General features: G+C 73.8%; 25 protein-coding genes. 13 read left to right on the top strand and 12 right to left on the bottom strand.

Annotated features, from left to right (window positions below; all coding sequences use genetic code 11):
• Positions 1-24: 24 nt before the first annotated feature.
• Positions 25-1,605: an amidohydrolase family protein gene (locus ACIGO8_RS03400; protein ID WP_399723249.1), complete on the top strand. Its 1,581-nt coding sequence runs from the start codon at positions 25-27 to the stop codon at positions 1,603-1,605.
• A gap of 142 nt (positions 1,606-1,747) precedes the next feature.
• On the opposite strand, the gene mptB is transcribed toward ACIGO8_RS03400, so the two are convergent.
• Positions 1,748-3,223: a polyprenol phosphomannose-dependent alpha 1,6 mannosyltransferase MptB gene (gene mptB / locus ACIGO8_RS03405; RefSeq protein WP_399723251.1), complete on the bottom strand. Its 1,476-nt coding sequence runs from the start codon at positions 3,221-3,223 to the stop codon at positions 1,748-1,750.
• Between the two features lie 11 nt (positions 3,224-3,234).
• Positions 3,235-3,717 carry a hypothetical protein gene (locus tag ACIGO8_RS03410; RefSeq protein WP_399723253.1) on the bottom strand — a complete coding sequence of 161 codons (483 nt, stop codon included), beginning with the start codon at positions 3,715-3,717 and terminating at the stop codon, positions 3,235-3,237.
• A 243-nt stretch (positions 3,718-3,960) separates the two neighbouring features.
• On the opposite strand from ACIGO8_RS03410, the gene ACIGO8_RS03415 reads away from it, so the two are divergent.
• Positions 3,961-5,172, top strand: a complete 1,212-nt coding sequence (locus ACIGO8_RS03415; RefSeq protein WP_399723255.1) for a pyridoxal phosphate-dependent aminotransferase — start codon at positions 3,961-3,963, stop codon at positions 5,170-5,172.
• 112 nt (positions 5,173-5,284) lie between these two features.
• Positions 5,285-5,683 (top strand): hypothetical protein, encoded by a 399-nt coding sequence (locus ACIGO8_RS03420; RefSeq protein ID WP_399723257.1) that lies wholly within the window; start codon positions 5,285-5,287, stop codon positions 5,681-5,683.
• Between the two features lie 174 nt (positions 5,684-5,857).
• Here ACIGO8_RS03420 and ACIGO8_RS03425 read toward each other — a convergent pair whose 3' ends face one another.
• Positions 5,858-7,681 (bottom strand): phosphoenolpyruvate carboxykinase (GTP), encoded by a 1,824-nt coding sequence (locus ACIGO8_RS03425; protein WP_399723259.1) that lies wholly within the window; start codon positions 7,679-7,681, stop codon positions 5,858-5,860.
• A gap of 196 nt (positions 7,682-7,877) precedes the next feature.
• Between ACIGO8_RS03425 and ACIGO8_RS03430 the strand changes: the two genes are divergently transcribed.
• Positions 7,878-8,570, top strand: a complete 693-nt coding sequence (locus ACIGO8_RS03430; RefSeq protein ID WP_399723261.1) for a hemolysin III family protein — start codon at positions 7,878-7,880, stop codon at positions 8,568-8,570.
• Positions 8,571-8,594: 24 nt separating this feature from the next.
• On the top strand, positions 8,595-9,218 hold the full coding sequence (locus ACIGO8_RS03435; protein ID WP_399723263.1) for a TetR family transcriptional regulator: 624 nt from the start codon (positions 8,595-8,597) through the stop codon (positions 9,216-9,218).
• On the opposite strand, the gene ACIGO8_RS03440 is transcribed toward ACIGO8_RS03435, so the two are convergent.
• The 3 genes from ACIGO8_RS03440 to ACIGO8_RS03450 are packed head-to-tail and all read right to left on the bottom strand — an operon-like array spanning position 9,172 to position 11,393.
• Positions 9,172-10,176, bottom strand: a complete 1,005-nt coding sequence (locus tag ACIGO8_RS03440) for a glycoside hydrolase family 26 protein (RefSeq protein WP_399723264.1) — start codon at positions 10,174-10,176, stop codon at positions 9,172-9,174. The two genes, ACIGO8_RS03435 and ACIGO8_RS03440, sit on opposite strands and share 47 nt — an antisense overlap.
• A gap of 46 nt (positions 10,177-10,222) precedes the next feature.
• The gene (locus tag ACIGO8_RS03445) at positions 10,223-10,870 is read right to left on the bottom strand and encodes a vitamin K epoxide reductase family protein (protein WP_399723266.1); all 648 of its coding nucleotides are present in this window, start codon (positions 10,868-10,870) and stop codon (positions 10,223-10,225) included.
• Between the two features lie 19 nt (positions 10,871-10,889).
• On the bottom strand, positions 10,890-11,393 hold the full coding sequence (locus tag ACIGO8_RS03450) for a DUF5949 family protein (protein WP_399723267.1): 504 nt from the start codon (positions 11,391-11,393) through the stop codon (positions 10,890-10,892).
• A gap of 149 nt (positions 11,394-11,542) precedes the next feature.
• Between ACIGO8_RS03450 and ACIGO8_RS03455 the strand changes: the two genes are divergently transcribed.
• On the top strand, positions 11,543-11,938 hold the full coding sequence (locus tag ACIGO8_RS03455; RefSeq protein ID WP_399723268.1) for a tyrosinase family oxidase copper chaperone: 396 nt from the start codon (positions 11,543-11,545) through the stop codon (positions 11,936-11,938).
• On the top strand, positions 11,922-12,788 hold the full coding sequence (locus ACIGO8_RS03460) for a tyrosinase family protein (protein WP_399723270.1): 867 nt from the start codon (positions 11,922-11,924) through the stop codon (positions 12,786-12,788). The genes ACIGO8_RS03455 and ACIGO8_RS03460 overlap by 17 nt, the downstream gene beginning before the upstream one ends.
• 65 nt (positions 12,789-12,853) lie before the next feature.
• Here ACIGO8_RS03460 and ACIGO8_RS03465 read toward each other — a convergent pair whose 3' ends face one another.
• From ACIGO8_RS03465 to ACIGO8_RS03490, 6 genes are all read right to left on the bottom strand, one after another.
• Positions 12,854-13,129 (bottom strand): chaplin, encoded by a 276-nt coding sequence (locus tag ACIGO8_RS03465; RefSeq protein WP_399723272.1) that lies wholly within the window; start codon positions 13,127-13,129, stop codon positions 12,854-12,856.
• A 332-nt stretch (positions 13,130-13,461) separates the two neighbouring features.
• Complete coding sequence (locus tag ACIGO8_RS03470; RefSeq protein WP_399723274.1) at positions 13,462-13,965, bottom strand: hypothetical protein; 504 nt, start codon at positions 13,963-13,965, stop codon at positions 13,462-13,464.
• A 115-nt stretch (positions 13,966-14,080) separates the two neighbouring features.
• The gene (locus ACIGO8_RS03475) at positions 14,081-15,031 is read right to left on the bottom strand and encodes an LPXTG cell wall anchor domain-containing protein (protein WP_399723276.1); all 951 of its coding nucleotides are present in this window, start codon (positions 15,029-15,031) and stop codon (positions 14,081-14,083) included.
• A gap of 267 nt (positions 15,032-15,298) precedes the next feature.
• On the bottom strand, positions 15,299-15,580 hold the full coding sequence (locus tag ACIGO8_RS03480; RefSeq protein ID WP_399723277.1) for a hypothetical protein: 282 nt from the start codon (positions 15,578-15,580) through the stop codon (positions 15,299-15,301).
• A gap of 238 nt (positions 15,581-15,818) precedes the next feature.
• Positions 15,819-16,334 carry a hypothetical protein gene (locus tag ACIGO8_RS03485; RefSeq protein ID WP_399723279.1) on the bottom strand — a complete coding sequence of 172 codons (516 nt, stop codon included), beginning with the start codon at positions 16,332-16,334 and terminating at the stop codon, positions 15,819-15,821.
• A 281-nt stretch (positions 16,335-16,615) separates the two neighbouring features.
• On the bottom strand, positions 16,616-16,855 hold the full coding sequence (locus tag ACIGO8_RS03490; RefSeq protein WP_399723281.1) for a chaplin: 240 nt from the start codon (positions 16,853-16,855) through the stop codon (positions 16,616-16,618).
• A 376-nt stretch (positions 16,856-17,231) separates the two neighbouring features.
• On the opposite strand from ACIGO8_RS03490, the gene ACIGO8_RS03495 reads away from it, so the two are divergent.
• From ACIGO8_RS03495 to ACIGO8_RS03520, 6 genes are read left to right on the top strand one after another with little or no spacing between them, the layout of a single operon-like run.
• Positions 17,232-18,347 (top strand): DUF3344 domain-containing protein, encoded by a 1,116-nt coding sequence (locus ACIGO8_RS03495; RefSeq protein ID WP_399723283.1) that lies wholly within the window; start codon positions 17,232-17,234, stop codon positions 18,345-18,347.
• Between the two features lies 1 nt (position 18,348).
• Positions 18,349-19,548, top strand: a complete 1,200-nt coding sequence (locus ACIGO8_RS03500) for a glycosyltransferase (RefSeq protein WP_399723285.1) — start codon at positions 18,349-18,351, stop codon at positions 19,546-19,548.
• The gene (locus tag ACIGO8_RS03505; protein WP_399723287.1) at positions 19,545-20,975 is read left to right on the top strand and encodes a sugar transferase; all 1,431 of its coding nucleotides are present in this window, start codon (positions 19,545-19,547) and stop codon (positions 20,973-20,975) included. The genes ACIGO8_RS03500 and ACIGO8_RS03505 overlap by 4 nt, the downstream gene beginning before the upstream one ends.
• A gap of 2 nt (positions 20,976-20,977) precedes the next feature.
• Positions 20,978-22,339, top strand: coding sequence for an O-antigen ligase family protein (locus ACIGO8_RS03510; protein WP_399723288.1), 1,362 nt, complete (start codon positions 20,978-20,980; stop codon positions 22,337-22,339).
• On the top strand, positions 22,332-24,482 hold the full coding sequence (murJ, locus tag ACIGO8_RS03515; protein WP_399723290.1) for a murein biosynthesis integral membrane protein MurJ: 2,151 nt from the start codon (positions 22,332-22,334) through the stop codon (positions 24,480-24,482). The genes ACIGO8_RS03510 and murJ overlap by 8 nt, the downstream gene beginning before the upstream one ends.
• Positions 24,394-25,185 (top strand): polysaccharide deacetylase family protein, encoded by a 792-nt coding sequence (locus ACIGO8_RS03520; RefSeq protein ID WP_399723292.1) that lies wholly within the window; start codon positions 24,394-24,396, stop codon positions 25,183-25,185. The genes murJ and ACIGO8_RS03520 overlap by 89 nt, the downstream gene beginning before the upstream one ends.
• Positions 25,186-25,327: the final 142 nt, after the last annotated feature.

Here is a 25,327-nt window from a genome sequence, read left to right on the forward strand (position 1 = left end):
CCAGGAGAGGGCAGGAGCAGGCCGATGGATCTCGTCTTCCGTGACGCGGAGGTCGTCGACGGCAGCGGCGCGCCCTCCTACCGCGCCGACGTCGCCCTCTCCGGCGGCCGGATCGCCGCGATCGTCAAGGAGGGCGCGGCGGCGGGCTGCCAGCGCCCCACCGCCCGCCGGATCGTCGACGCCGAGGGCCTCGCCCTGGCGCCGGGCTTCATCGACATGCACGCCCACAGCGACCTCGCGCTGCTCCGCGACCCGGACCACAGCGCGAAGGCCGCGCAGGGCGTGACGCTGGAGGTCCTCGGCCAGGACGGCCTGTCGTACGCGCCGGTCGACGACCGGACGCTGGCGCAGGTGCGGCAGGCGATCACCGGCTGGAACGGCGACGGCTCCGACGTGGACATGGACTGGCGGACGGTCGGCGAGTACCTGGACCGGCTCGACCGCGGGATCGCGGTCAACGCCGCCTATCTCGTGCCGCAGGGCACGGTGCGGATGTACGCCGTCGGCTGGGACGACCGGCCCGCCACCGAGGCCGAGCTGGACCGGATGCGCACGCTCGTCGCGGAGGGCCTGGCGCAGGGCGCGGTCGGCATGTCCTCCGGCCTCACCTACACGCCCGGCATGTACGCGCCGGACTCCGAGCTGACCGAGCTGTGCCGGGTCGTGGCGGAGTACGGCGGCTACTACTGCCCGCACCACCGCTCGTACGGGGCCGGGGCCCTGAAGGCGTACGAGGAGATGGTGACGCTCACCCGGGAGGCGGGCTGCGCCCTGCACCTGGCCCACGCCACGATGAACTTCGGCGTCAACGAGGGCCGGGCGCCCCAGCTGCTCGCGCTCCTGGACGAGGCGCTGGACGCCGGCTGCGACATCAGCCTCGACACCTATCCGTACACGCCGGGCTGTACGACGCTGGTCGCCCTGCTGCCGAGCTGGGCGCACGAGGGCGGCCCGGAGGCGCTGCTGGCGCGGCTGAGGGACGGGGAGACGGCGGAGCGGATCCGGCACCAGCTGGAGGAGGTCGGCTCCGACGGCTGCCACGGCGTGCCGGTGGAGTGGGAGACGGTGGAGATCTCGGGCGTGGGCGACCCGGCGCTGGCGAAGTACGTGGGCCGCCGGGTGGACGGGTGGGCGACGGCCCGCCGCCTGCTGGTCGAGGACCGGCTCGGCACGACGGTCCTCCAGCACGTGGGCCACGAGGAGAACGTCCGGGCGATCATGCGCCACCGGGTCCACACGGGCGGCTCGGACGGCATCCTGCAGGGCGCGAAGCCGCATCCGCGGGCGTACGGCACGTTCCCGGAGTACCTGGGCCGCTATGTCCGCGAGGAGGGCGTGCTCTCGCTGGAGGAGTGCGTCGCCCACCTCACCTCGCGCCCCGCGGCCCGGCTGCGCCTGCCCGACCGCGGTCTGGTGAAGGAGGGCCACCGCGCCGACCTGGTGCTCTTCGACCCGGCGACGGTCGCGGCGGGCTCGACGTACGAGCATCCGCGCACGCTTCCGGTGGGCATTCCGCACGTCCTGGTCGCCGGCGAGTTCGTGATCGAGGACGGCCGCCGGACGACCGCCCTCCCGGGCAGATCGGTACGCCGGCACACGCCCTGACCGGCCCGCGCGGGCCCTGGCGCCGCCGGAAGGCCCGACTCGGGCTCTTCGCCGCCATCCGGCGGGCGCGGGTCCTTGGCCGCCACCTGGGACGGCCGCGGGCCCTGGCGCCGTCACCCGACCCGGCACCCGCCCCGCGCCGTCACGCGCCCGTACGCGGGCCCTGCGCCGCCACCCGGCCCGGCGCGGGCCGCGTGCCGTCCACCAGGTCGAGGTCCGGCCCGCTTCCCGTCGGCGGCCACGGCTCGCGCCGCGTCCACCACAGGCCGGCCGCCAGCACCAGGCCCGCGAGCGCGAAGCCGTAGGCGGGCGTGTGGCCGGACGGGGCCGTCTCGTACGTCAGCGCCGCGGTCAGCACCGCGAGGAGCTGGCCCGCCCGCCGGTTCCAGGCGACGACGGCGACCGCGCAGGTGCCCCAGAGCACGTACCAGGGCTGCACCATCGGCGAGAGCGCGACCAGCGCGAGCAGCGACAGGCCGAGCCCGAGGACCGGGTCGAGGCGGCCCTGCCAGGCCCGCCGGGCGAGGACCGCGACGACGCCGAGCGCGACCAGCAGGCCCAGCTTCTGGACGGCGCCCTTGACCGGCTCGGGATCGTCGGCGACGAGCACGCCCAGGCCGAGCCCGAGGTCGCTGGTGACCGAGAGCGCCGTGTGGATGCCGGCGGCCACGCCCTGGGTGCGCAGCCAGCCGAAGCCGGTCCCGGCGACGAGGCTCGCGCCCGCGGCGACGGCGGCCGCGACGGCGCCCGGCAGCAGGCCCTTCAGCACACCCGCCGCGCCGCCGCGCCGCCGGGCGACGAGGATCCCGATGAAGAGCAGCGCCACCGCCGCCGGCGACTTGATCATCACGGCCAGGCCGACGAGCACGCTGCCGGTCACCCACCGGCCCCGTACGGCGAGCAGGACGCCGCCGAGCATGAGCCCGGTCATGAGGCCGTCGTTGTGGGTGCCGCCGACCACGTGGATCAGAAGGAGCGGGTTGAGGGCGGCGAGCCACAGCACGCCGGCCCGCTGTTCGGGGCGGGCGAGGCCCCGCACCGCCCACACGACGAGGGCGAGCGCGCCGAGGGCGGTCAGCCGCATGCCGAGGACGGCGGGCACGACGGAGCCGCCGGTGAGCTTGACGACCGCCTGGGCGAGGACGAGGAAGACCGGCCCGTACGGCGCGGGTGTGTCGGTCCAGTGGCCGCCGACGCTCGCGGCGGCGTCGTGGCCGAGTTCGCCGGGGCCGAGGACGGCGGGCCCGGCGCCGTACACGTCGTGGCCTTCGAGGACCATCGCGCCCTGGGCGATGTAGCTGTAGACGTCGGCGCTGTGGAGCGGCGGCGCGAGCAGCAGGGGCGCGGCCCAGCAGCCGAGGGTGAGTCCGGTCCGCTCGCCCTCGTGCGGGCCGCCGGTGACGAGCAGCCGCCCGTACTGCCACCAGGCGGCGATCAGCAGGGTCAGACCGAGGTAGGCGAGCACCGCGCCGGCCGTGGTGGCGCCGGGGCCGTGCGGCTGCCAGAGTCCCGCACCGCCACGCACCGGCAGGGCGCCGGCGGCCCAGCCGCCGACGGTGACGGCGAGCGATCCGGCCGCGCCGAGCCACCGGCAGCCGGCGGTGCTGAAAACCCACATGACGGGACAACCTACCCTGCGGTCGTTGAGTGGCTCGGGCCCGCCTTCCGTACCTTGCCGGGTGCGGAGCCCGACTTGCCGGGGTGTCCCGGGTCCGCGGAGGAGCCGGCCGTGGGCGACGGGCTCGCGGTGCCGGCCGGGGCCGAGGGCGCGGCGGAGGCCGGCCCGGACGGCGTGGCCGTGGCGGATCCGTCTGCGGGCGCGGGCCCGGACGCGGATCCGGAAGGCCGCCCGCCGGGCGTCGCCGGTCCGTCGGCGCTCCCGTCGTCGCCGCCCGGGCCGGGCTGGATCAGCGCGGGCATCCCGGGATGTCCGTCGTCGAGGGCCGGGGCGCGGCCGGCCGGCCCGGAGTCGAGGGCCGTGACGGCGGCGAGGACGCCGAGCAGGACGACGGCGCCGCTGCCGATCATCCAGAGCGGGCCGGGGCGGCGCCCCGAGGCGTGGCGGCGTCGCCGTCTCGGGGGCTCGGAGCCCCCCGTGTCGTACTGGCTCACGAGGCGTGATTGTAGGGAGCACGACAGCCCGGAAGCGACCTGGGTCACAGCGGCGCGGAGGCCCGGGCCGGGCGCGCGCCGGACACGCGTCCGGCCCACCCTCGGGCCCGCGTCCGGCCCCCTCTTCGGGCCCGCGTCCGGCCCGCCTTCGGACACGCCCTCGGGCCCGCCTCCGGGCGCGCGGATGCCCGACGTGTCCCAAAACACGAAGCGCGGCGGAGCGCGCCGCCGTAAGCTCTCGTCATGCAGGTGATCCAGTCCACGAAGCTCGCCAACGTCTGTTACGAAATCCGGGGCCCGGTGCTCGAAGAGGCGATGCGGCTGGAGGCTGCGGGTCATCGCATCCTCAAGCTCAACACCGGCAACCCGGCCGCCTTCGGCTTCGAGTGCCCGCCGGCGATCCTCGAGGACGTGCTGCGCAACCTCGCCGAGGCCCATGGTTACGGTGACGCGAAGGGCCTGCTGTCGGCCCGGCGCGCGGTGATGAGCCACTACGAGACCAAGGGCATCCCGCTGTCGGTCGAGGACATCTACCTCGGCAACGGCGTCTCCGAGCTGATCCAGATGTCGATGCAGGCGCTGCTCGACGACGGCGACGAGGTGCTGGTCCCGGCCCCGGACTATCCGCTGTGGACGGCTTCGGTGTCGCTCGCGGGCGGTACGGCCGTGCACTACCGCTGCGACGAGCAGGCGGACTGGATGCCGGACCTGGCCGACATCGAGCGGAAGATCACCGATCGGACCAAGGCGATCGTGATCATCAACCCGAACAACCCGACCGGCGCCGTCTACGACGACGAGATGCTGCGGAGCCTGACCGAGATCGCCCGCCGCCACCGCCTGGTGGTCTGCTCGGACGAGATCTACGACAAGATCCTCTACGACGGGACGACCCACACGCCGACCGCCGCCGTCGCCCCCGACCTGCTGGTCCTCACCTTCAACGGGATGAGCAAGAACTACCGGGTGGCCGGTTTCCGCTCCGGCTGGCTCGCGGTCTGCGGCCCGAAGGCGCACGCCTCCTCGTACATCGAGGGCCTGACGATCCTGGCCAACATGCGGCTGTGCGCCAACATGCCGGCGCAGCACGCGGTGGCCGCCGCCCTCCAGGGCCGGCAGTCGATCGAGGACCTGGTGCTGCCGGGCGGGCGGCTGCTCGAGCAGCGGGACACGGCGTACGAGCTGCTGACGCAGATCCCGGGCGTGACGTGCGTGAAGCCGAAGGGCGCGCTGTATCTCTTCCCGCGGCTCGACCCGAGCGTCTACAAGATCAAGGACGACCGGCAGATGGTCCTGGACCTGCTGCGGGCCGAGAAGATCATGGTGGTGCACGGCACGGGCTTCAACTGGCACGAGCCGGACCACTTCCGGATCGTGACGCTGCCGAACGCGGCGGACCTGGCGGACGCGGTGACCCGGATCGGGAACTTCCTGGACGGCTACAGCCAGCACTGACGGGCCGGCCGCCTCGCCCTGTGCACGCGGGCGTTCCCAACTTCCGGACAGCGCTCAACTTTAGAACGGTTCTAAGCTAGGATGCCTCCAGAGCTATCAGGAGGCCGTCCTCATGTACGAACCGATCCGCACCAAGTCGGTCCACCGGATGGCCGACGACGACCGGAACCAGAACGCCTACCCGCACCGCTCCCGCGAGGAGGAGCTGGACATCCAGCTCGCCGGCCACCTCGCCGCCCTGCTCGCCGTCACCGACGAGCTCGGCGACACCGAGGCCGGTGAACTCATCGCCCGGCAGGTCGCCCGGCTGCGCGGCGCGCCGCCGGCCCGCCACGCCGGTCTGAGCGGCTCCTCCGCCGAGGCCCTGCACCGCAAGGCCCACGCCCTCGCCGGCCGCGCCCTGGTCGTCGCCGCCTCCCGGGCCGACACGGCCGCCGCGATCCTGGCCGCCGAGCGCATGGACGCGCACACCGCGGCGCTGGCCGGGGAATCCCTGGTCGCCTCCCCCTGATCGGCCCCGGTCCGCGCGGCCACGATCCCGCGCGGCCCGGGTGCCACCCAACGTGCGCCGGCCCCCGGAGCCGTGAGGGGGCTCCGGGGGCCGGATGCGTCGTGGCGGGCCGTCGTGACCCCAGCTGGTCAGGGCGGAAATCGGGGCAACCCGCCACGAGTCATGAGGTGCGGACTAGCCCAGGCGCTCGACCAGCGCGCGGTACTCGTCCCACAGCTCCTTCGGGGTGTGCTCCCCGAAGGTCTCCAGGTGCGCGGGGACCAGGGAGGCCTCCTCGCGCCAGACGTCCTTGTCGACGGTGAGCAGGAAGTCCAGGTCCTCCTCGGCCAGGTCCAGGCCGTCGGTGTCCAGGGCCTCCTTCGTCGGCAGCACGCCGATGGGCGTCTCGACGCCGTCGGCCTTGCCGTCGAGGCGCTCGACGATCCACTTCAGGACGCGGCTGTTCTCGCCGAAGCCCGGCCACACGAACTGGCCGGCGTCGTTCTTGCGGAACCAGTTGACGTAGTAGATCTTGGGCAGCTTCGCCTGGTCGGCCTGCTGGCCCACCTTGATCCAGTGCGCCATGTAGTCGCCCATGTTGTAGCCGCAGAACGGCAGCATGGCGAACGGGTCGCGGCGCAGCTCGCCGACCTTGCCCTCGGCGGCGGCGGTCTTCTCGGAGGCCACGTTGGCGCCGAGGAAGACGCCGTGCTGCCAGTCGAAGGACTCGGTGACCAGCGGGACGGCGGAGGCGCGGCGGCCGCCGAAGAGGATCGCCGAGATCGGCACGCCCTTCGGGTCCTCCCACTCGGGCGCGATGGTCGGGCACTGGCCGGCCGGGACGGTGAAGCGGGCGTTGGGGTGGGCGGCCGGCGTCCCGGACTCGGGCGTCCAGTCGTTGCCCTTCCAGTCCGTGAGGTGCGCGGGCGTCTCCTCGGTCATGCCCTCCCACCACACGTCGCCGTCGTCGGTGAGCGCGACGTTGGTGAAGACGGAGTTGCCCCACAGGGTCTTCATGGCGTTGGCGTTGGTGTGCTCGCCGGTGCCGGGCGCGACGCCGAAGAAGCCGGCCTCGGGGTTGATCGCGTAGAGGCGGCCGTCCTCGCCGAAGCGCATCCAGGCGATGTCGTCGCCGATGGTCTCGACCGTCCAGCCGGGGACGGTGGGCTCCAGCATGGCGAGGTTGGTCTTGCCGCAGGCGGACGGGAAGGCGGCGGCCACGTACTTGGCCTCGCCCTGAGGCGGGGTCAGCTTGAGGACGAGCATGTGCTCGGCGAGCCAGCCCTCGTCACGGGCCATCACGGAGGCGATGCGCAGGGCGTAGCACTTCTTGCCGAGCAGCGCGTTGCCGCCGTAGCCGGAGCCGTAGGACCAGATCTCGCGGCTCTCGGGGAAGTGCGAGATGTACTTGGTGGAGTTGCACGGCCACGGCACGTCCTCCTGGCCCTCCGCGAGCGGGGCGCCGAGGGTGTGGACGGCCTTGACGAAGAAGCCGTCGGTGCCGAGCTCGTCGAGGACGGCCTGTCCCATGCGGGTCATGGTGCGCATGGAGACGGCGACGTACGCGGAGTCGGTGATCTCGACGCCGATGGCGGAGAGCGGGGAGCCGACCGGGCCCATGCAGAAGGGCACGACGTACATGGTGCGGCCCTTCATGGAGCCGCGGAAGATGCCCTGCTCGCCGGCGAAGATCTCCTTCATCTCCGCCGGGGCCTTCCAGTGGTTGGTCGGGCCGGCGTCCTCCTCCTTCTCGGAGCAGATGAAGGTCCGGTCCTCGACGCGCGCGACGTCGGACGGGTCGGAGGCGGCGTAGTACGAGTTCGGGCGCAGGGTCGGGTCGAGCTTCTTGAAGGTCCCCTTGGCGACGAGCTCCTCGCACAGACGCTCGTACTCGGCCTCGGATCCGTCGCACCACACGACACGGTCGGGCTGAGTGATCTCGGCGATCTCGTTGACCCAGGACACGAGTTCCTGGTGCTGGGTGGGGACGGTGGAGGGAGCCGCGTTGTCGCGCGCCACGATTGCTCCTTGAAGAGGGGTTTTTAGATGTATGCCCCTTGGGGGCTGCGACCCGGATGCGTCGTAGGCGCTCATCCGGTGCCGACCGCACTCATTTGATCATCCGATGCTACCGCCCATATGTCCAGAGGGCCTCACACGTGAGCATCGCCACTCATGTCCGCTACCTACGAGGGCGTAGGTAGCATGCGGTTCCATGACTGCCGCCACGCCGGACCTCGCCGCCACCTCCCAGCGCCCGGCGCTGCCGCACCCGCTCAAACCGCGGCTCAGAGGATGGCTGCACGCCGGAATGTTCCCCGCGGTGATCGTCGCGGGGCTCGTTCTGGTCGCGCTCTCGGACTCGCCACGGGCGCGGATCGCCTGCGGGATCTACGCCCTCACCGCCTGCCTGCTCTTCGGCATCAGCGCCCTCTACCACCGTGGCAACTGGGGGCCGCGCGGCGAGGCGGTGCTGCGGCGCCTCGACCACTCCAACATCTTCCTCATCATCGCGGGCACCTATACCCCGCTCACCCTGCTCCTGCTGCCCGACTCCACCGGCCGGCCGCTCATGTGGGCGGTCTGGGCGGCCGCCGCCGCGGGCATCGCCTTCCGGGTCTTCTGGGTCGGCGCGCCTCGCTGGCTGTACACGCCCTGCTACATCGCCATGGGCTGGGCCGCCGTCTTCTTCCTGCCCGACTTCATGCGGACCGGCGGCATCGCCGTCCTCGTCCTGGTGATCGTCGGCGGCCTTCTCTACAGCGCGGGCGGAGTGGTCTACGGAATCAAGCGCCCCAACCCCTCACCCCGCTGGTTCGGCTTCCACGAGGTGTTCCACTCCTTCACCCTCGCCGCCTTCGTCGTCCACTACGTCGGCATCTCCCTGGTCGCCTACCAGCACGGCTGACCCGTGAGCAGCACAATGACGGCCATGGCCGCCACCCCGCCCCGCCCCACCCTGCGGGAACGCAAGAAGCTCAGGACCCGCGCCGCGATCCGCAAGGCCGCCTGCCGCCTGGCGGCCGAGCAGGGCTGGGAGGCGACCACGATCGAGCAGATCGCCGCCGCGGCCGAGGTCTCGCCCTCCACCGTGGTGCGCTACTTCCCGGTCCGGGAGGACATCCTCCTCACCGACGACCAGGACGAACTCCTCCTCGCCCGGCTGCGCGCCCGCCCCGCCGGCGAGGAACCGCTCGACTCGCTGCGCGCCGTCGTCCTCGACGCCGTGTCCGCGGCGCTCGCCCACGAGCCCGAGGAGATCCTGCTGCGGGCCCGCTTCCTGGTGGAGATCCCCGCCGTCCGGGCCCGCTTCACCGAGACCACCGCGCAGACCGGCCGGCTGCTGTCCGGCGCCGTCGCCGAGCGCACCGGCCGCGCGCCGGACGACCTGGAGGTCCGGGTCTTCACCGCCGCCGTCCTCGGCGCCCTGCGCGAGGCGACCGTCCACTGGGCCGAGCACGGCCGCCGCGAGGACCTCGTCCCGCTCCTCGACCGGACCGTCGACACCCTCAAGGCCGGTCTGACCCTGCGCCGGCCCGGCCGAGCGCGCCCCTGACCAGCGCGCCCGACAGCGGATTGGCCGCGCAGCCCCACACGCCGTGCGGGCAGTAGTCGGTGACGGTCTGGTAGAGCGGCCGGTGCCGCGCGAACCAGTCGAGCATGCCCCGTACGTACGCCGGGTTGTCGCCGTTGCGGAACAGGCCCCACTCCGGGAACGACACCGGCTTGCCGTGCGCCGCCGCGAACCGGGCGTGGAACTCCAGCCCGTACGGCTCGTCCACCTGCTCCTCGAAGGAGAGCCCGGCCGGCTGGTCGTAGGCGTCGAGGCCGATGACGTCCACCACGTCGTCGCCCGGGTAGCAGCGCGGCCAGGGGACGGCGTCGAGGCCGCGGCTCGGCGTGAAGTCGAAGCGGAAGCGCTGCCCCGGCACCTCCCGCAGCACCGTGACCACCCGCCGCCAGTACGCCTTCCAGCGCTCCGGGTCCGGACCGCAGCGGTGCCCGTACGTGGTGCCGTTCATCTCCCAGCCGAGGACCAGGACCGCGTCCGCGAGCCGGTGCGCCACCAGGCGCGAGCCGAGCGTACGGAAGTGCCGGTCGAAGTCCCCGGCCGCCCCGCGCCGCAGGCCCGCCCGCACCTGCGCGTCGCCGAGTCCCTCCTCGTTGCGGTCGAGCAGCGGCACGTTGAGCACGAACAGCCGCCCAGGCCGCTCCTCCTTCCACCGCGCCCACGGCTCGAACAGCGCCGGGTGGCCCTCGATGTTGGACCAGCGGTCGCCCGGCAGATAGGTGTGCCCGACCGTCAGCGGCGTCCCGCCCAGCCATCGCTCCACCGCGGCGATCCTGCGCACGCCGGCCTCGTCGGAACCGGTGAAGAAGCCCGACGCCAGCCCCGGCAGCGGCGCCACGGACACCGTCTCCGGCCCGTCCGGCGCCCGCCGCCCGGACGGCGACGGCAGCGTCAGGACCGCCACGCACACGGCAGCGGCCGCGAGCAGCACGGCGAGTGCCACCCGCGGCCAGGAGAGCCGACCGGGCCCGGAGCGGAGGAGACGCACGTCAGCTGGTCCAGAACTCCCACCAGCGGGTCAGGACCAGCATCCCGATGATCCCGATGTGGAGCACCGGCAGCGCGAAGGTGAAGTCCAGGAGGAAGCCCTTCACGGCGGCGGGCGCCGGCAGCACCCCGTGCCGCACGTTGTGCGCGGTGACGTACCAGAACATGGTGATCGTGGCGCACCAGGCCAGACAGCACCACAGGCACAGCGAGTTGATCTCGTACAGCGACTGCTGCATCAGCCAGGTGCAAAAGCCCGTCCCGAACAGCATCCCGGCGTTCAGCCCGAGCCAGAACCAGCCGCGGTAGCGGGCGCCGGCCAGGATCCCGGCGCCCACGGCGACGACGACGGCGTACGTGACGAGCCCGAGCATCGGGTTCGGGAAGCCGAACACCGCCGCCTGCTCGCTCTTCATGATGTTGCCGCAGGAGACCACCGGGTTGAGGCTGCATCCCGGCTGGAAGCCCGGGTCCTCGGCCAGCTTGATCTTGTCGATCGTGATGACCCAGCCGGCCAGCACACCGGCCGCCCCGGTCACGATCAGCATCCAGGCGAAGGCCCGGCTCGCGCCGATCCCCGCTCCGCCCGCACGCTCGTCGTCCTGCTGCCGCTGACCCGGCACTCCGCCCCGTACGTTGACCGTCGCCATCAGGCCGCCCCCTGTCCGCTCAGCCCTGGACCCGGCTCACCGGCACGGCGATGTGGGCCGCGTTCCGCACCACGTCGTCCGAGGTGATGAAGGCCTGCAGGTGGTCGTCCGGGACCGGCACGCCCGGCTGCGCGTCCGGCCACGGCGTGACCGGGACCATCAGGATGACGTGCCCCGTCTCGTAGGCGGCGGCCTGCCACTCCGGCGACACCGGGCACTGCGCGTTCATGAACGGCAGCGTCAGCACCGCCCGCTGCGCCTCGACGAGCAGGTGGGCGCCGATCCCGCGGTCCTGGCCCGCGTCGACGACGGTGCCGCCGATCGGCGCGCCCATGCTCTCCAGGGTCGACTTCAGCTCCGCCGTGACGGCCTCCGGTCCGTGCAGACCGTCCCCGAGCGAATACACCATCAGAAAGGGCGTGGCGGGCATGTCGTCGGTGGGACCGAGGGTCCACGAGATGACGGTGAGCGTTCCCATCGAATGGGCGCTGTGGGTCTCGGACACGACGTTGGAAGTGGTCATGAATCCGGATGCTAGGGGACGAACAACCGCCACCCTCAGCCGAATTCACTCATTCGGCCGACTTTCCGTCCGGTGGCGTTTTCGGCGCAACGAACCGGCGTTTCCCTCGTTGTGCCCGGAGGGCATCCGTCGACCCCAGGAGATCGCTCATGATCATCCCGCGCCGTACGGCCTTGCGCTCCCTTTTCGCGCTGGCCGTCACCGCCTTCACGGGCGGCGCGCTGACCCGTATCGCGGCCGCGCCGTCGTCCCCCGAGGACCCGCTGGTCTTCGACGAGATGTACGGCGGGCGGCACGTCCAGGGCCTGCGCGGACCGTCCGGCGAGCCGGTGGTCCTCGTCGACGGCCGGCCGCTGCACCTGATGCGCTGCGCCGACGGCGGCTGGATCAGCCCGCTCGACCACTACGAGTCCTGTCCGACGCCGCTGGCGGCCACCCGCGCGGCCGTGGACGCGGCGGGGCCCGCCCCGCTGTCCCGCTACGCCGCCGCCCACGGCTCCGGCGGGACCCACCAGGGAGGGAGCCCGCGTGGCGTACACGCGTAAGAACCAGCGCGACCTGACGAGCGCCGAGCGCAAGCGCTTCGTCTCCGCCGTCCTCGCGCTCAAGCGGAACGGCACCTACGACAACTTCGTGCGCACCCACATCGACTACTACGTCGCCGACGGCGAGGGAAAACTGCGGGTCGCGCACATGTGCCCCAGCTTCCTGCCCTGGCACCGCAAGTTCCTGCTGGAGTTCGAGCGGGCCCTGCGGCTGATCGACCCGTCGGTGACCGTGCCGTACTGGGACTGGACCCGTGACAACACGCCGGCCGCCTCGCTGTGGAGCGAGGACTTCATGGGCGGCAACGGGCGCGGCGGCGACGGCCAGGTCATGACCGGCCCCTTCGCCTACGCGAGCGGGCGCTGGACGGTCAAGCACGGGATGACCGAGCAGGTCTTCCTGTCCCGGGACTTCGGCCGGCCCCGCGACCCGATCACGCTGCCGACGGCCGCGGACGTCGCCGCGGCGCTGGACGAGCGGGCATACGACGCGGCGCCCTGGAACTCCACCAGCGGCTCCGGCTTCCGCAACCGCCTGGAGGGCTGGGCGCCGGGCCAGGGCAACGCCCGCTTCCGGCTGCACAACCGGGTGCACCGCTGGGTCGGCGGGCTGATGCTGGGCGGCGGCTCGGTCAACGACCCGGTGTTCTGGCTGCACCACGCCTACGTCGACCTGCTGTGGTCGCGCTGGCAGGCCCGCCACCCAAGCGCCGGGTACCTGCCGAAGGAGCCGCCGCAGCTGGGTGATCCGCAGTACCGCAAGGTGGCGGCGCTGCACGAGCGGCTCGGCCCGTGGAACGTGACGCCGGCGGAGCTGCTCGACCACAGCGGCATCTACCGCTACGCATGACAGCGTCCCCCCGGCCCAGGCGGGCCGGGGGGACGCTGCGGGGCTTCGGCCGGACCGGCGGAAGGTCAGCCGCCGTAGCCGCCGTCGTCGCGACCGTGGTCGTCGACGTTCGCGCAGTGGTTGCCGAAGGTCGGGTTCAGCAGACCGATGACGTTGATGGTGTTGCCGCACACGTTGACCGGCACGTGGACCGGGACCTGCACGACGTTGCCGGAGGCGACGCCGGGCGAGTGGGCGGCAATGGCCTCGGCGCCCGAGTCGGCGACGGCCAGGCCGGCTCCGCTGAGGGCAACGGCACCGGTGCCGGCGATGACAGCGGCAGCCTTCGCGATGCGAGACATCAGGAACTCCTTGAACGTGGAAAGCGACCGCGTCAATCACGGCCGCATGTGTCCTTCAACGGCGGAACGGCACCCTGGTCACGGCCATTGCGCCGAAGGGGAGAAAAGAAACCGGAAAAGGGCCGGAAGGGCCCGGAAAGCAGGGGGATGGCCCGCGAAACGCCCGGCCGCCCGCCGTCGGATACGACGGAGCGACCGGAAGCCCGCGGGCCGCGGCCATGCGACAAGCCTTCTGTTGCAACGAGCGGTGTCCCCGCGGGTGGCGGGAAGAATCGTGTCTTCACCCGCCTGCACCGTTCGCACAGGCGAACGCGTCGTCGGACGGCGGGCCGTCAGGCGTCCGGGACGAGGCCCAGCTGCGGGTCGAGCGCGCCGGTCACGGCGGGAGTCAGGACGCCGACGTCCGGGACGGTGAGCTCGGGCAGCCCGAGGCCGTCGCCGCTCGGCGCCTGCACCGCGGTGCCGACGGTGGCACCGGGAGTGACGGCCTGCATCTCGGAGCGCGGGCTGGTGAGCTCGGCCGTACCGGGCTCGCTGCCCCGCAGGACCTCCGGCAGCGGTGCGGCGATGTCCGTCTCCGACAGGGTGCTGTCGAGCGGGATACGGGGCAGGGTCAGGTCCGGCAGGGCGCCGACGCCCTCGTGGAAGCCGGTGGGCGCGCCGGGGATGGGCGTGGGCACGCCGGTGGCGACGGAAGGGGCGTCCATCGGGAGCACCGGCTCGAGGCCCTGCAGCGGGACGACGACGGGTGCGTCGGCCGCGGCGGGCGACGCCAGGGCCGCGGAGGCGAGGGCGGCGGCGAGCAGGCCCAGGCCGGCATGGGATCGCAGATTCATGTCCTGCAAACGAGTTGCCGGGGTGTTTCGTGACGGGATTCGCCTGAGTGCAGCAACACGAGGCCCCCACCGGTGAGGGTGGGGGCCCGGGTTGACGGCGCGTCGGCGCGGACCGTCAGTGGTTGCGGCCGCCGCGGACCAGGCGTCCGCCGCGCAGGTACATCACGGAACCGCCGACGAGCAGCGCGGCGCTGATCGCGGCCGCGCCCATGAGGGCGGTCGAGTCGCTGCCGGTGTCGGGCAGGTGGGGGTGGTCGCTCGGGTGACCGGTGTGCTGGGGCGGGGTGCTCTCACAGCCGTAGCCGTGGTCCTCCTCGCACTCGCCGGGGTGGGTCGTCGGCGGCTTGGTCGTGTGGGGAGGCGCCGTCGTGGTGGGCGGATACGTCGTCGGCGGCGCGGTGGTGGTCGGCGGAGCCGTCGTCGTGGGCGGAGCCGTCGTCGTGGGAGGCGCGGTGGTCGTCGGGGGCGCCGTGGTCGTCGGCGGAGCCGTCGTCGTGGGAGGCGCGGTCGTGGTCGGCGGAGCCGTCGTCGTGGGAGGCGCGGTCGTGGTGGGCGGAGCCGTGGTGGTCGGCGGCGCGGTCGTGGTGGGGGGCGCCGTCGTCGTGGGCGGGGCCGTGGTGGTCGGCGGAGCCGTGGTCGTCGGCGGCTTCGTCGTCTCACAGCCGTAGCCGTGGTCCTCCTCGCACTCCCCGGGGTGGGTCGAGTGGGTCGGAGGAGTCGAGTAGGTCGGGTGCGTCGGGTGGCCGCCGGGGCCGCCGCCGTGGTCGCCGTAGCCGCCGTCCTCGTCGCCGTAGCCGCCGGGCTGGTCGTCGCCGTAACCGCCGGGACCGTCGTCGGCGTCGTGCTTCCCGGCGGACGTGGCCGCCTGGTGGCAGATGTCGGCGACCGCGGCGGCGACGCCCCCCAGCTGCGCGTGGTCGTCGCAGGCATGGCCCGGGAGGGGCAGCCGCGCATGGCGTCCGGATTCCGGCCCCTGCGCATCCCCCGTGGCAGCCACGGAGTTCGCGGTCAGGGCGAAGCCGCCGGTCAGCGACAGAATGCCGGTCGCCGCCGCGGAGATGAGCACTTTTCTGCTGGTGATGGATCGCATTACCGCTCTTCCTCTGGGACAGGGAGAGACCGGCGAGGATCCCCCCTCGCTCCGACCGGCCCTTTCCACGCCGTCCAACTGCGTGGGGATGGCGTGAGCGTAGGGAGACGGACCGGGCGGAAGACCGAGGCAACACGGCGGGAATTGCGAAAATCATTCAATCGGACGTCGATCTGGGACAAAGGAACGGCCCTGGCGGGAGGAGCGCCAGGGCCGAACGCGGCGAGATCGGTTGACCGACCGTCAGCCGCCCAGCGGGCCCGCGCCCAGCGGCAGTCCGCCGAGCAGCGAGTTGCCGCCCTTGCCCGCCTGGTTCAGCGTGGTCGTGGCGTCCGTGACCGTCTTGACCGGGGAGCCGTCCGTGGTGCTGCTGAGCGCTTCCGTCGTGAGGCCGCTGCTGGTCAGCGCGCCGAGGCCACCGTCCAGGCTGGTGGGCACCATCGACTCCGCGGCCATCGCGGGCGCGGCGACGCCCAGGGCCATCACAGAACCGGCGACGGCCGCGGCCACCTTGGTGGGCTTCATGAAGAGGGTCCTTCCATCTGTGGGTGCAAGTCGCTTGCCGTACAGGCTGCTTGAAAGATTCCCGTACGTCGTTCCGCTTCCTGTAACGAGACGTACGCCGACCGGAAACTCCGGCGGCCGCGATTTCTCGACACTGCACCCGAACGATGAGGATCGGTGTGATGAACCGAAGAAAGGCCGGGAAAAGGGCCGTGCCCGTCCGGACGTCCGGACGGGCACGGCCCTGGGATGCGGCCGGCTAGCGGGCCGGCGGCACGCCGGTGGAGACCGGAAGGCTGTCGGTGGAGACCGGAAGGTCGTCCGCCGGCACCCCAAGGTCGTCGGTCGGCGCCAGAAGGTCGTCGGTCGACACCGGCACGTCCTCCGCACCGGCCGGAAGTCCCGGCAGGTTGGTGAGGTTCGACAGGTCCGGCATGGCCGGAAGCTCGGGAAGCTTCGGGACGGCCGGGAGCTGAAGGGCGCCCAGAGCGGTCGACGTGACCAGGTTGACCAGCGACGTCAGGGTGTTGGTGACCTGCGGGACGAGACCGGTGGATCCGCCCGAGGTGAGAGAGGCGACCAGGTCGGCCACCGTCTTCTGGATCGTGGCGAGCAGGTCGGAGACGGCGTCCGTGGGAGCCGCCGCCCTGGTGTCGGCGTGGGCGGCCGGGCGGGACGGGTGGAGGTCGTCGGCGACGGCGGGTGCCGCCGCGCCGAGGGTGAGGGCGGCGGATATCGCCAGGACGGTGAGTCGGCGTGATGCCAGGGGACGCATATGTGTTCCTTTTCCTTATGCGTCGGACAACTTCTCCCTCACCGTGCCTGCGGGTATAGCGCTCCGCAACTGGAGAACTACTGAGCGCCACGCCCCCGTTCGGGTGAATCCACCCGCGCGACCTGCTCCTCCCGGGGGCGTGCGCCGTTGCACCCGACGGCGCACGCGGGTGCGTCCGAACGAGTCACCGCTCGGTGAGCACAAGGCGAAAGGCCGGCGCGCCGACCCCGCGAGCGGGGCGGCGCGCCGGCCTCGGAAGGACCACGATCCGGCGTGCGAGATCAGAAGTTGGCGCAGGTGTTGCCGAAGGCCGGGTTCAGCGCACCGATCACGTTGACGGTGTTGCCGCACAGGTTGATCGGGATGTGGATCGGGACCTGCACCAGGTTGCCGGACAGCACGCCCGGGGAGTGCACCGCCGCGCCCTCGGCGCCGGCGTTGGCGGAGGCGACACCGGCGGCACCGGCGACGGCCGCGGCGGCGCCGACGGACAGGGCGACAGCCTTCGCGATACGGGACATGGGGAACTCCTCGATCGATTTAACACTCGGACGGCGCGGACGGTTTCGCCCGGCTCCTTCAACAACGCGCCGGGAATTCATCGGTTGCTCTCCCGAACGGGTGACGTTCAACCGATCTTTGGGCCATAGGAGGGTCATTCGAGTGACCGGGCCCAGAAAGGCGCAACACGCACAACGAGGAACCTGCCTCACGGATACGGAAGTTAGGGTTTCCGGGCATCTCATGCTTACTATCGCCCGATGCGGGGGTTATAACGTTTACGGACGTTGCTTCCGGCCCCGTCGCGCGTTCATCCATTTCGCGCGGCCGACATCTTCCTCTCTCCCGGTCACCACGGGTCTTCCCTTCCTTCTCTCCTCAAAGCGGAGCACCTGTATGCGGAATTCAGCGGTTCATGCTGTACGTCGTGGGCTGGTGTGCGCCTTGTCGTGCGCGGCTCTCTCCGCGGCGCTGCCGGCCGCCTCCGCCCTCGCGCCCGGGCCCGTCACGCCCGCGCCCGCCACGCCCCGGGAAGCCGTCCGACTGCCCTTCGCACCGCGCTACCAGGCCGTCCAGCACGGCGGAGTCGTGCGGGCCGCCAACTCCTCGGCGCAGGGCGTCACCGGGGCCGAGACGGCCAACGACGGCGCCGGGATCGCGTACGTCGACGTCGACTCCGACCCGAACACGTACAACTCCAGCCGCGCCGAACTGCGCGTGCCGGACGGGGCCCGGGTCAGCTGGGCCCGGCTCTACTGGGGCGGGAACCTGCGCGTCGGCGAGCAGAAGCCGCCGAAGGACAACGGGCGGGTGCTGATCGCCGAGCCCGGCGGCGCCTACAAGGCGCTGCTCGCCGACACCACGATCGGTCACCGCACGGCCGACGGCGCGGACGCCTTCCAGGCCTCCGCCGACGTCACGGAGCTGGTCCGTTCGGCGCGGCCCGGGCTGTGGACCGTGGCGCAGGTGAACGTGGCGATGGGCCGCTCGGCGGTCGGCGGGTGGGGCGGCTGGACGCTGGTCGCCGCGTACGAGAAGGCGGCCGAGCCGCTGCGCCGGCTGACCGTGTGGGACGGCTTCGAAACGCTCGGCCCGAGGAACGGCGAGCTGGAAATCCCGCTCGCGCTCGGCACCGACCGCATTCCCCAGGGTGCGGGCGGCCGGCTCGGAATCGTCGGATACGACGGCGACCGCGGGACTTCCGGGGACTGGCTCGCGGTGGAATCCGGGCCGGTGGAGGGCGGTCTCACGCGCAGCGTGATCTCCGATTCCGCGAATTCCGCGGACGACGTGATGAACTCCAGCATCACGGAACCGGGAACAAGTCGGATGAAACGACTGCCCGCTCATCTCCACACCCTGGGGTACGACTCCGACGTCTTCGATCTGCGGGGGGCGCTGCGCCATGGGGCCGATCGTTTCCACATCCGCGTCGGCAGCCGGAAGGACACCGTCTGGCTCGGCGCGCTCTTCGTCCAGGCGGACGTCCGGCGGGCGGGAGCCCGGCCCTGACGTGCGGCCGGACGGCCGGCGGGCCGCGCTCCCGGACGTGCTGCACGCGGTCCAGCCGGGCGACGGCGGGGTCGCGCGCGTGGTCACCGACCTGGTCCGCGGCCAGCTCGCCGCCGGACTGCGGGTGGCCGTGGCCTGCCCGCCCGGCACCGAACTCGCCGCGGCGGTACGGGCGGAGGGCGCCGACACGTACGACTGGCGGGCCGGCCGCGAACCCGGCCCGCGGCTGCTCCGGGAGACCCGCGAGCTGGCCCGCCTGATCCGTACCGTCCGCCCCGCGCTGGTCCACGCGCACAGCGCCAAGGCGGGCCTGTGCGCCCGGCTCGCCCTGCGCGGCCGGATCCCGACGGTGTACCAGCCGCACGCCTGGTCCTTCGAGGCCGTCGAGGGCACCACGGCCGCGCTCGCGCGCGGCTGGGAGCGCCGGGCGGCCCGCTGGACGGCACGGATCGTGTGCGTCAGCGAGGCCGAGCGCCGCACCGGCGAGTCGGCCGGCGTCCGCGCGCCCTGGTCGGTGATCCACAACGGGGTCGACACCGTCCGCTTCTCGCCGCAGCCGCCCGCCGGGCCGGACGCGGCGAACAGCGCGGCGGAGGGCGGGGCGCGGGTGGGCGGCGAGGCCGGCGGACCGCCCGGTCCCGTCGTCGTGTGCGTCGGCCGGCTGTGCCGGCAGAAGGGCCAGGACGTGCTGCTCGCCGCGTGGCCCGCGGTGCTCGCCACGGTGCCGGACGCACGGCTCGTCCTGGTCGGGGACGGGCCGGACGCGGAGGCGCTGCGGGCCGTCGCCGGCACGTGGCCCTCGGTGCGGTTCGCCGGAGCCGTGGCCGACACCGCGCCCTGGTACCGGGCCGCCGACGTGGTCGTGCTGCCGTCCCGGTGGGAGGGCATGGCGCTCGCGCCCCTGGAGGCCATGGCGAGCGGCCGGCCGGTGGTGGTCTGCGACGTGGACGGGGCGCGCGAGAGCCTGCCGCCCGGCCACGAGGAGCCGTGCCTGGTCCCGTCCGAGGACCCGGCCGCGCTCGCCGCCGCGCTGGGCCGCCTTCTGGGCCGGCCCCGACTGCGGCACTCGCTGGGCCGGGAGGCCCGCGAGCACGTACTCAGCAGATTCGATGTGCGGCGCACCGGCGCGGCCGTCGCGGAGCTCTACCGCGAACTGGCCGGAGTGCGGTGCACGGAGCACAGAGAGCCGATTGCGCAGTGACTACCGAAAGCACCAGCCTCACTCCTTCTCCGGGCCCCTGGCCCACGGCGGGCCATCCGGGCCTCGCCTCGCTCGCGCCGCCGCGCGCCGATTCCGACCGGCTCGCGCTGCCGCCGCGCCGGCCGGCCCGGCTGCGGTTCGCCGCCGTGCCGCTGGTCGCGGCCGACGCGTGCGCCGTGCTGCTCGCGGTCGGCGTGCTGTCCGCGGCGCACCGCCGCTGGGACCTCGCGCTGTGCGTCGCCGGGCTCGTCGTGCTGCTCGACGGCCGCGCCGGGCTCTACCGGCCGTCCGGTGTGCCCACCGGAGTCCTGGACGAGCTGCCCGCGCTCGCCGCCCGGGCCGGCGTCGCCTGGTGCGTGACGGCGGCCGCGGTCGCCGCGTACGCCCCGGCGCTCGCGCTCGGCCCGCTGCGGCTGAGCGCCGCCTACGGCACGCACGTCGCGGCCGCCGTCGCGGCGCGCGGCCTCGTGCACGGCCGCCGGCGGCGCACGGCCCGGGCGCATCCGCGCTCCGCGCTCGTGGTGGGCCCGACGGGACCGGCCCGCCGGTTCGCCGCCGCGCTCGGACAGCATCCCGAGCACGGCATCCGGCCGGTGGGGATCGTCGGAACGCGGCCGGACGGCGAGCGCGGCCTGCCGGTGCTCACCACCACCGAGGAGATCCACCGGGCGGTCATCCAGAACACCGTCCGCGACGCCGTCTTCCTCACCGACGACCCGGGGCTCCTGACGCTGTTCCAGCACTACGGCTGCACCACCTGGCGGGTCGGCGGCGAGCCGGCCGGCGAGCCGATGTCCGACCATCTGTGGGGCTACGGCTGCCGGCGGCTCGTGCCGCTCGGCGAGCGGCGCGGGCTCACCGCGAAGCGGCTCCTGGACGTGGCGGTCGCCGCGCCCGCGCTCGCGTGCGCGCTGCCGGTGCTGCTGGTGTGCGCGCTGGCGGTGCGGCTCGCGGACGGGCCCGGCGTGCTGTTCCGGCAGGAGCGGGTGGGCCAGAACGGGCGCCTGTTCACGCTGCTGAAGTTCCGTACGCTGCGGCCGGCCGACGAGACGGAGTCGGCGACCCGGTGGAGCGTCGCCGACGACCGCCGGATGAGCGCGGCCGGCCACTTCCTGCGCAAGACCTCGCTGGACGAGCTGCCGCAGCTGTGGAACGTGCTGCGCGGCGACATGAGCCTGGTCGGGCCACGGCCCGAACGCCCTTACTTCGTCGCCCAGTTCAGCCGGGTGCACGCCGGTTACGCGGCGCGGCACCGGATGCCGGTGGGGCTCACCGGGCTCGCCCAGGTGCACGGTCTGCGCGGCGACACCTCGATCGAGGACCGCTGCCGTTTCGACAACCACTACATCGACCACTGGTCGCTGTGGCAGGACGTGTGCATCCTGCTGCGCACGGCGGCCGGGCTCGTGCGACCGACGGGAAGCTGACGATGGCGACGGGTACGTCCCTGGCGGTTCCGGACGCCGGTCCCGACACGGGTCTCGGCACGGGTCTCGGCACGGGTCTCGGCGTCCGTCCCGGAGTCCGTCCCGGCGTACGGGAGTGGGCGCGGCGGGCCGGCGCGCTGTCGCCGGTGCTCGCCGTGATCGCGCTGCTGCTCGTGCCGGGCGGCGGCGGTGGCGCCCAGGGCGGGACGGGCGGCACGGGCACGGTCGCCGACGCCGCGTCGGGTCTGCTGGTGCTGATCTGCCTGGTCCGGGTGGTACGGAGCGGGGCCCGGCCGCTGACCCGGGCGGCGGCCGTCGTCCTCGGCCTGCCGGTGCTCGGCATCTGCCTGGCCGCGATCACCTCCTCCGACCCGGGCGCGAGCCTGCCCGGTGTCGCCCGCTACCTCCAGATCTTCGTCCTCGTGCCGGCCGCCGTCCTGCTGACCGTCCGCGACCGGCGGGACTTCGCCGTGGTGGCGTGGGCGCTGGTCGGCCTGGCGCTGCTGCAGGGCGCGGTGGGCGTGGCGCAGTTCCTGACCGGGACGGGCGCCTCGTACCAGGGCGAGGACGTCCGGGCGGTCGGCACGTTCGGGGCGACCGACGTGATGGGCATGGCCACGGTCGTCTCGTACGGCCTGGTGATCGCCACCGCGCTCGCGCTCGGCGGCCGGGCCGGACGGGCCAGGACGGGCGCGCTGGTCTGCGCGGGCCTGCTGTTCGTGCCGCTGGTGCTGTCCTTCAGCCGGGGCGCGTGGATCGCGACCGTCCTCACCTGCGGGCTGCTGCTGGTCCTGTCGGGGCTGCGGCGGGCCGGGCGGGTCGCGCTCGTGGTGGCGGCGCTCGCGGTGGTCCTGGTCGGCGGCTTCGGCATCGGCTCGGACCTGGTGGAGGAACGGGTCACCAGCATCACTCAGGTGACGGCGGCGCCCGACCAGTCGGTCACCGACCGGTACACGATGTGGGCGGCGGCGGGCCGGATGTGGAGCGGCGAGCCGCTGACGGGCGTGGGCCTGAAGGGCTTTCCCGCCTACCGCGACTCGAACGCCTCGCTCGCGCTGTCCTCGGGCAGCGACACGGCGGGCGCGGGCGCGGCGTTCGCCCGCCAGCCACTGCTGTCCCCGCACAACATGTACCTGCTGGTGCTCAGCGAGCAGGGCCTGATCGGCCTCCTCGCCCTCGCGGGCAGCTGGCTCGCCCTCCTGGTCGCCGCCCTGCGCCGGCGCGGCCTGGTCGCGACCGGCCTGCTCACCTGGCAGCTCGTCGACTTCTTCTACGCGGACATCGGCGGCCCGTCGACGGTCCTGATGTCGGTCGTCCTCGGCCTCGCGGCCTGGTGGTCGCTCGCGGAGGTGCGCCGTGCGTGACCCGTGGCCGCCGCCCGCCCACCATGCCGCACCCGGCTCCGGACCGCCGCCGGACCCGGATCCGGCGCCCGGCCCGCCGGACCCGTGGTCGGCCCTCGCGCCCGCCGACCCGCTGTGCGACCTCCCGCCGGCCGCCGCCACCGGCCCCACCGGCCCCGGCGACCCGTCAGGTCCGGGCGGGCCCTCCGGCCGCCCGCCGGACGGCGGGCAGGCGGACGCCGTCGCGGTCGACGTGCTGTGCGGGCTGCGCGGGGCCGTGCTCGCCGATCCGTGGGCGGCGGCCGTGGCCACGGACAGCCGCCACGAGACACGGGCGCGGACGCCGGTGCCGGTCTACCAGGGGCCGTTGCTCGGCGGACGGCCCCTCGCGTACGGCGCCCGGCCGGTCGGTGACGTATGGCGCCCGCACCAGGAGCCGCGCCGCGGCCCGCTCGCCGGCGGCACACGGACCGCCGCGCACGCCCCGGCGCCCGCGCCGCACGCCCGGCGCCGGCACGCCCGCCGCACGGGCGGGCGGTTCCTGCTGCGCGCGGCGATGGTGACGGCGGGCCTCACCGCCGTCGGGGCCGTGCTCGGACTCGTACGGGACCAGATCCTGGCGCGCTACTTCGGGGCCGGGGCCGAGACCGACGCGTTCCTCGTGGCGTGGACGGTGCCGGAGTTCGCGTCGACGCTGCTGATCGAGGACGCGATGGCGCTGATTCTGGTGCCCGCGTTCTCGCGGGCCCTCGCGCGCCGCTCCGGCGGGCTGTTCGGCGACCCGGTCCGGCACCTCGTCCGCACCACGCTGCCCCGGCTCGTGCTCACCGTCGCCGCCGTCGCCGCGCTCCTCGTCGCCTTCGCGCCGCTCCTCGTCGCCGCGCTCGCGCCCGGCCTGCCCGATCCGCGCCTCGCGGTGGACTGCACCCGGCTCACGGCGACGTGCGTGCTGTCGTTCGCGCTCGCCGGCTACTGCTCGGCGGCGCTGCGCGCGCACGGCTCGTTCCTGCCACCGGCCGCGATCTACGTGGCGTACAACGTCGGCATCATCGGCACCACCCTCGTCCTGCGCGATCCGCTGGGCGTGCGCGCCGCGGCCGCCGGTGTCGCGGTCGGCGGGATCCTGATGGTGCTGGTCCAGGCGCCGACGCTGCTGCGGGAGCTGCGCAGCCGGCCGGTGCCGAAGGAGCGGCCGGCCGCGGCGCCCGCGGGAGGCGAGGGACGTCTCGTCGTGCTCGGTCTGATCGCGCCGGTCGTGGCCTTCGCGCTGTCGCGCCAGTCGCAGATCCTCGTCGAGCGGTTCCTCGCCTCACCGCTCCCGGCCGGCGCCATCTCGCATCTGAACTACGCGCAAAAGGTCGCGCAGATGCCGATGATCCTGTCCCTGATGCTGTGCACGGTCAGCTTCCCGGTCGTCGCCCGGGCCCTGGCCGCCGGCGACGCGGAGGCGGCCCGGCGCCGCGTCGAGCGCGACCTGCTGCTCGCCGCGGTCGTCGTGCTCGTCGGCGCGTCGACCGTGATCGCCGCCGCGCCGCAGATCGTCGAGATCCTCTTCCAGCGCGGCGCGTTCGACGCCGGCGACACGGCCGCGACCGCCGCCGTGATGCGGGTGTACGCGCTCGGGCTGCTCGGCCAGACGATGGTCGGCGCGCTGGTCCGCTGCTACTTCTCCGCCGCCCGCCCGCTCTGGTACCCGGCCGCCGCCATGGGCGCCGGGCTCGCCGCGACCGCCGTCACCGGCGCGGCCCTGGCCCGGCTGTGGGGCGCCACCGGCATCGCGGGCGCCAACGCCCTCGGCATCACGCTGACCGCCGTGATGCTGCTGCGCGGCGCGCACCGCCAGTCGGTGCCGGTCGACGCGCGCCGGCTCGGCCAGGGCCTGCTGCGCCTGGCCACCGCGGGCGCCTGGGCCACCGGCGCGGGCTGGCTGTGCTCGCGGCTCGCCGGCCCGCCCGTGCTCTCGCTCGCCGTCGCGGCCGTGGTGGTCGCCGGCGTGTTCCTGCTCTTCGTCGCGTGTGCCGCCAAGGCTCCCGAGATCCCGCCCCTGCCCCGCTCTCCCCGTCGAAGGACCTCCCATGCCCGCGCCCGCCGTGCCGCGTCGTCTGCTGCCGAAGCCTCCCTTGTGGGTCGCGATGTACCACTCGATCGCGGACGCTCCCGATGACCCGTACAAGGTGACCGTCTCTCCCGTGCGGTTCGCCCGGCAGCTGCACTGGCTGGGCGACCGCGGGCTGCGCGGGGTGTCCGTACGGGAGCTGCTGGCGGCGGCCGCGGCGGGGCGGGAACGCGGTCTGGTCGGGCTCAGCTTCGACGACGGCTACGCCGACTTCCTGGAGTCGGCGGTGCCGCTGCTGCGGCGGCACGGCTTCACCGCGACGGTGTACGTGCTGCCGGGGCGGCTCGGCGGCGACAACGCCTGGGACGCGGACGGCCCGCGCAAGCCGCTGCTCGACGAGGACGGCATCCGGCGGGCGGCCGCCGCCGGCATGGAGATCGGCTCGCACGGCCTGCGGCACGTGTCGCTGACGGACGCCGACGACGCCACGCTGGCGGCGGAGACCCGGCACAGCCGGGAGCTTCTCGAGGACATCACCGGCGATCCGGTGGCCGGCTTCTGCTACCCGTACGGGACGGTCGACGTGCGGGTGATGCGGGCGGTCCGCAGGGCCGGTTACGGCTACGCCTGCGCGATCGACCCGGGCCCGCTCACCAGCGCCTACGCCCTGCCCCGGGTCCACGTCGGCGAGGAGGACACCTCCTGGCGCCTCACCGCGAAACGGCTCCTGCACCCGCTGCGCCGGCGCCGGCCGACGGACCTGGCCCGGGCGGCGCGGACGGGTCCGGCGGCGCGGGCGGTGCTGTCATGAGCGCGCGGACGGAGCGGGTGACGGGGACCGGGGCTGAGACGGTGACGGTGACGGTGAGCGGGGCCGGGGCGGAGACGGTGACCCACGCGGACACGCAGACGGCGGTCGAGGCGGAGGCGCGTACGGCCCCGGTCGTCGGGCC

This window comes from Streptomyces sp. NPDC053493 (assembly GCF_044544825.1).
Classification (GTDB): Bacteria; Actinomycetota; Actinomycetes; order Streptomycetales; family Streptomycetaceae; genus Streptomyces.

Bases quoted from the DNA above. Each gene is read 5' to 3' on its own strand.
- ACIGO8_RS03400 (WP_399723249.1), top strand. From the start codon at position 25: ATGGATCTCGTCTTCCGTGACGCGGAGGTCGTCGACGGCAGCGGCGCG.
- mptB (WP_399723251.1), bottom strand. From the start codon at position 3,223: ATGTGGGTTTTCAGCACCGCCGGCTGCCGGTGGCTCGGCGCGGCCGGA.
- ACIGO8_RS03415 (WP_399723255.1), top strand. From the start codon at position 3,961: ATGCAGGTGATCCAGTCCACGAAGCTCGCCAACGTCTGTTACGAAATC.
- ACIGO8_RS03420 (WP_399723257.1), top strand. From the start codon at position 5,285: ATGTACGAACCGATCCGCACCAAGTCGGTCCACCGGATGGCCGACGAC.
- ACIGO8_RS03430 (WP_399723261.1), top strand. From the start codon at position 7,878: ATGACTGCCGCCACGCCGGACCTCGCCGCCACCTCCCAGCGCCCGGCG.
- ACIGO8_RS03435 (WP_399723263.1), top strand. From the start codon at position 8,595: ATGGCCGCCACCCCGCCCCGCCCCACCCTGCGGGAACGCAAGAAGCTC.
- ACIGO8_RS03445 (WP_399723266.1), bottom strand. From the start codon at position 10,870: ATGGCGACGGTCAACGTACGGGGCGGAGTGCCGGGTCAGCGGCAGCAG.
- ACIGO8_RS03450 (WP_399723267.1), bottom strand. From the start codon at position 11,393: ATGACCACTTCCAACGTCGTGTCCGAGACCCACAGCGCCCATTCGATG.
- ACIGO8_RS03455 (WP_399723268.1), top strand. From the start codon at position 11,543: ATGATCATCCCGCGCCGTACGGCCTTGCGCTCCCTTTTCGCGCTGGCC.
- ACIGO8_RS03465 (WP_399723272.1), bottom strand. From the start codon at position 13,129: ATGTCTCGCATCGCGAAGGCTGCCGCTGTCATCGCCGGCACCGGTGCC.
- ACIGO8_RS03470 (WP_399723274.1), bottom strand. From the start codon at position 13,965: ATGAATCTGCGATCCCATGCCGGCCTGGGCCTGCTCGCCGCCGCCCTC.
- ACIGO8_RS03480 (WP_399723277.1), bottom strand. From the start codon at position 15,580: ATGAAGCCCACCAAGGTGGCCGCGGCCGTCGCCGGTTCTGTGATGGCC.
- ACIGO8_RS03485 (WP_399723279.1), bottom strand. From the start codon at position 16,334: ATGCGTCCCCTGGCATCACGCCGACTCACCGTCCTGGCGATATCCGCC.
- ACIGO8_RS03490 (WP_399723281.1), bottom strand. From the start codon at position 16,855: ATGTCCCGTATCGCGAAGGCTGTCGCCCTGTCCGTCGGCGCCGCCGCG.
- ACIGO8_RS03495 (WP_399723283.1), top strand. From the start codon at position 17,232: ATGCGGAATTCAGCGGTTCATGCTGTACGTCGTGGGCTGGTGTGCGCC.
- ACIGO8_RS03510 (WP_399723288.1), top strand. From the start codon at position 20,978: ATGGCGACGGGTACGTCCCTGGCGGTTCCGGACGCCGGTCCCGACACG.
- ACIGO8_RS03520 (WP_399723292.1), top strand. From the start codon at position 24,394: ATGCCCGCGCCCGCCGTGCCGCGTCGTCTGCTGCCGAAGCCTCCCTTG.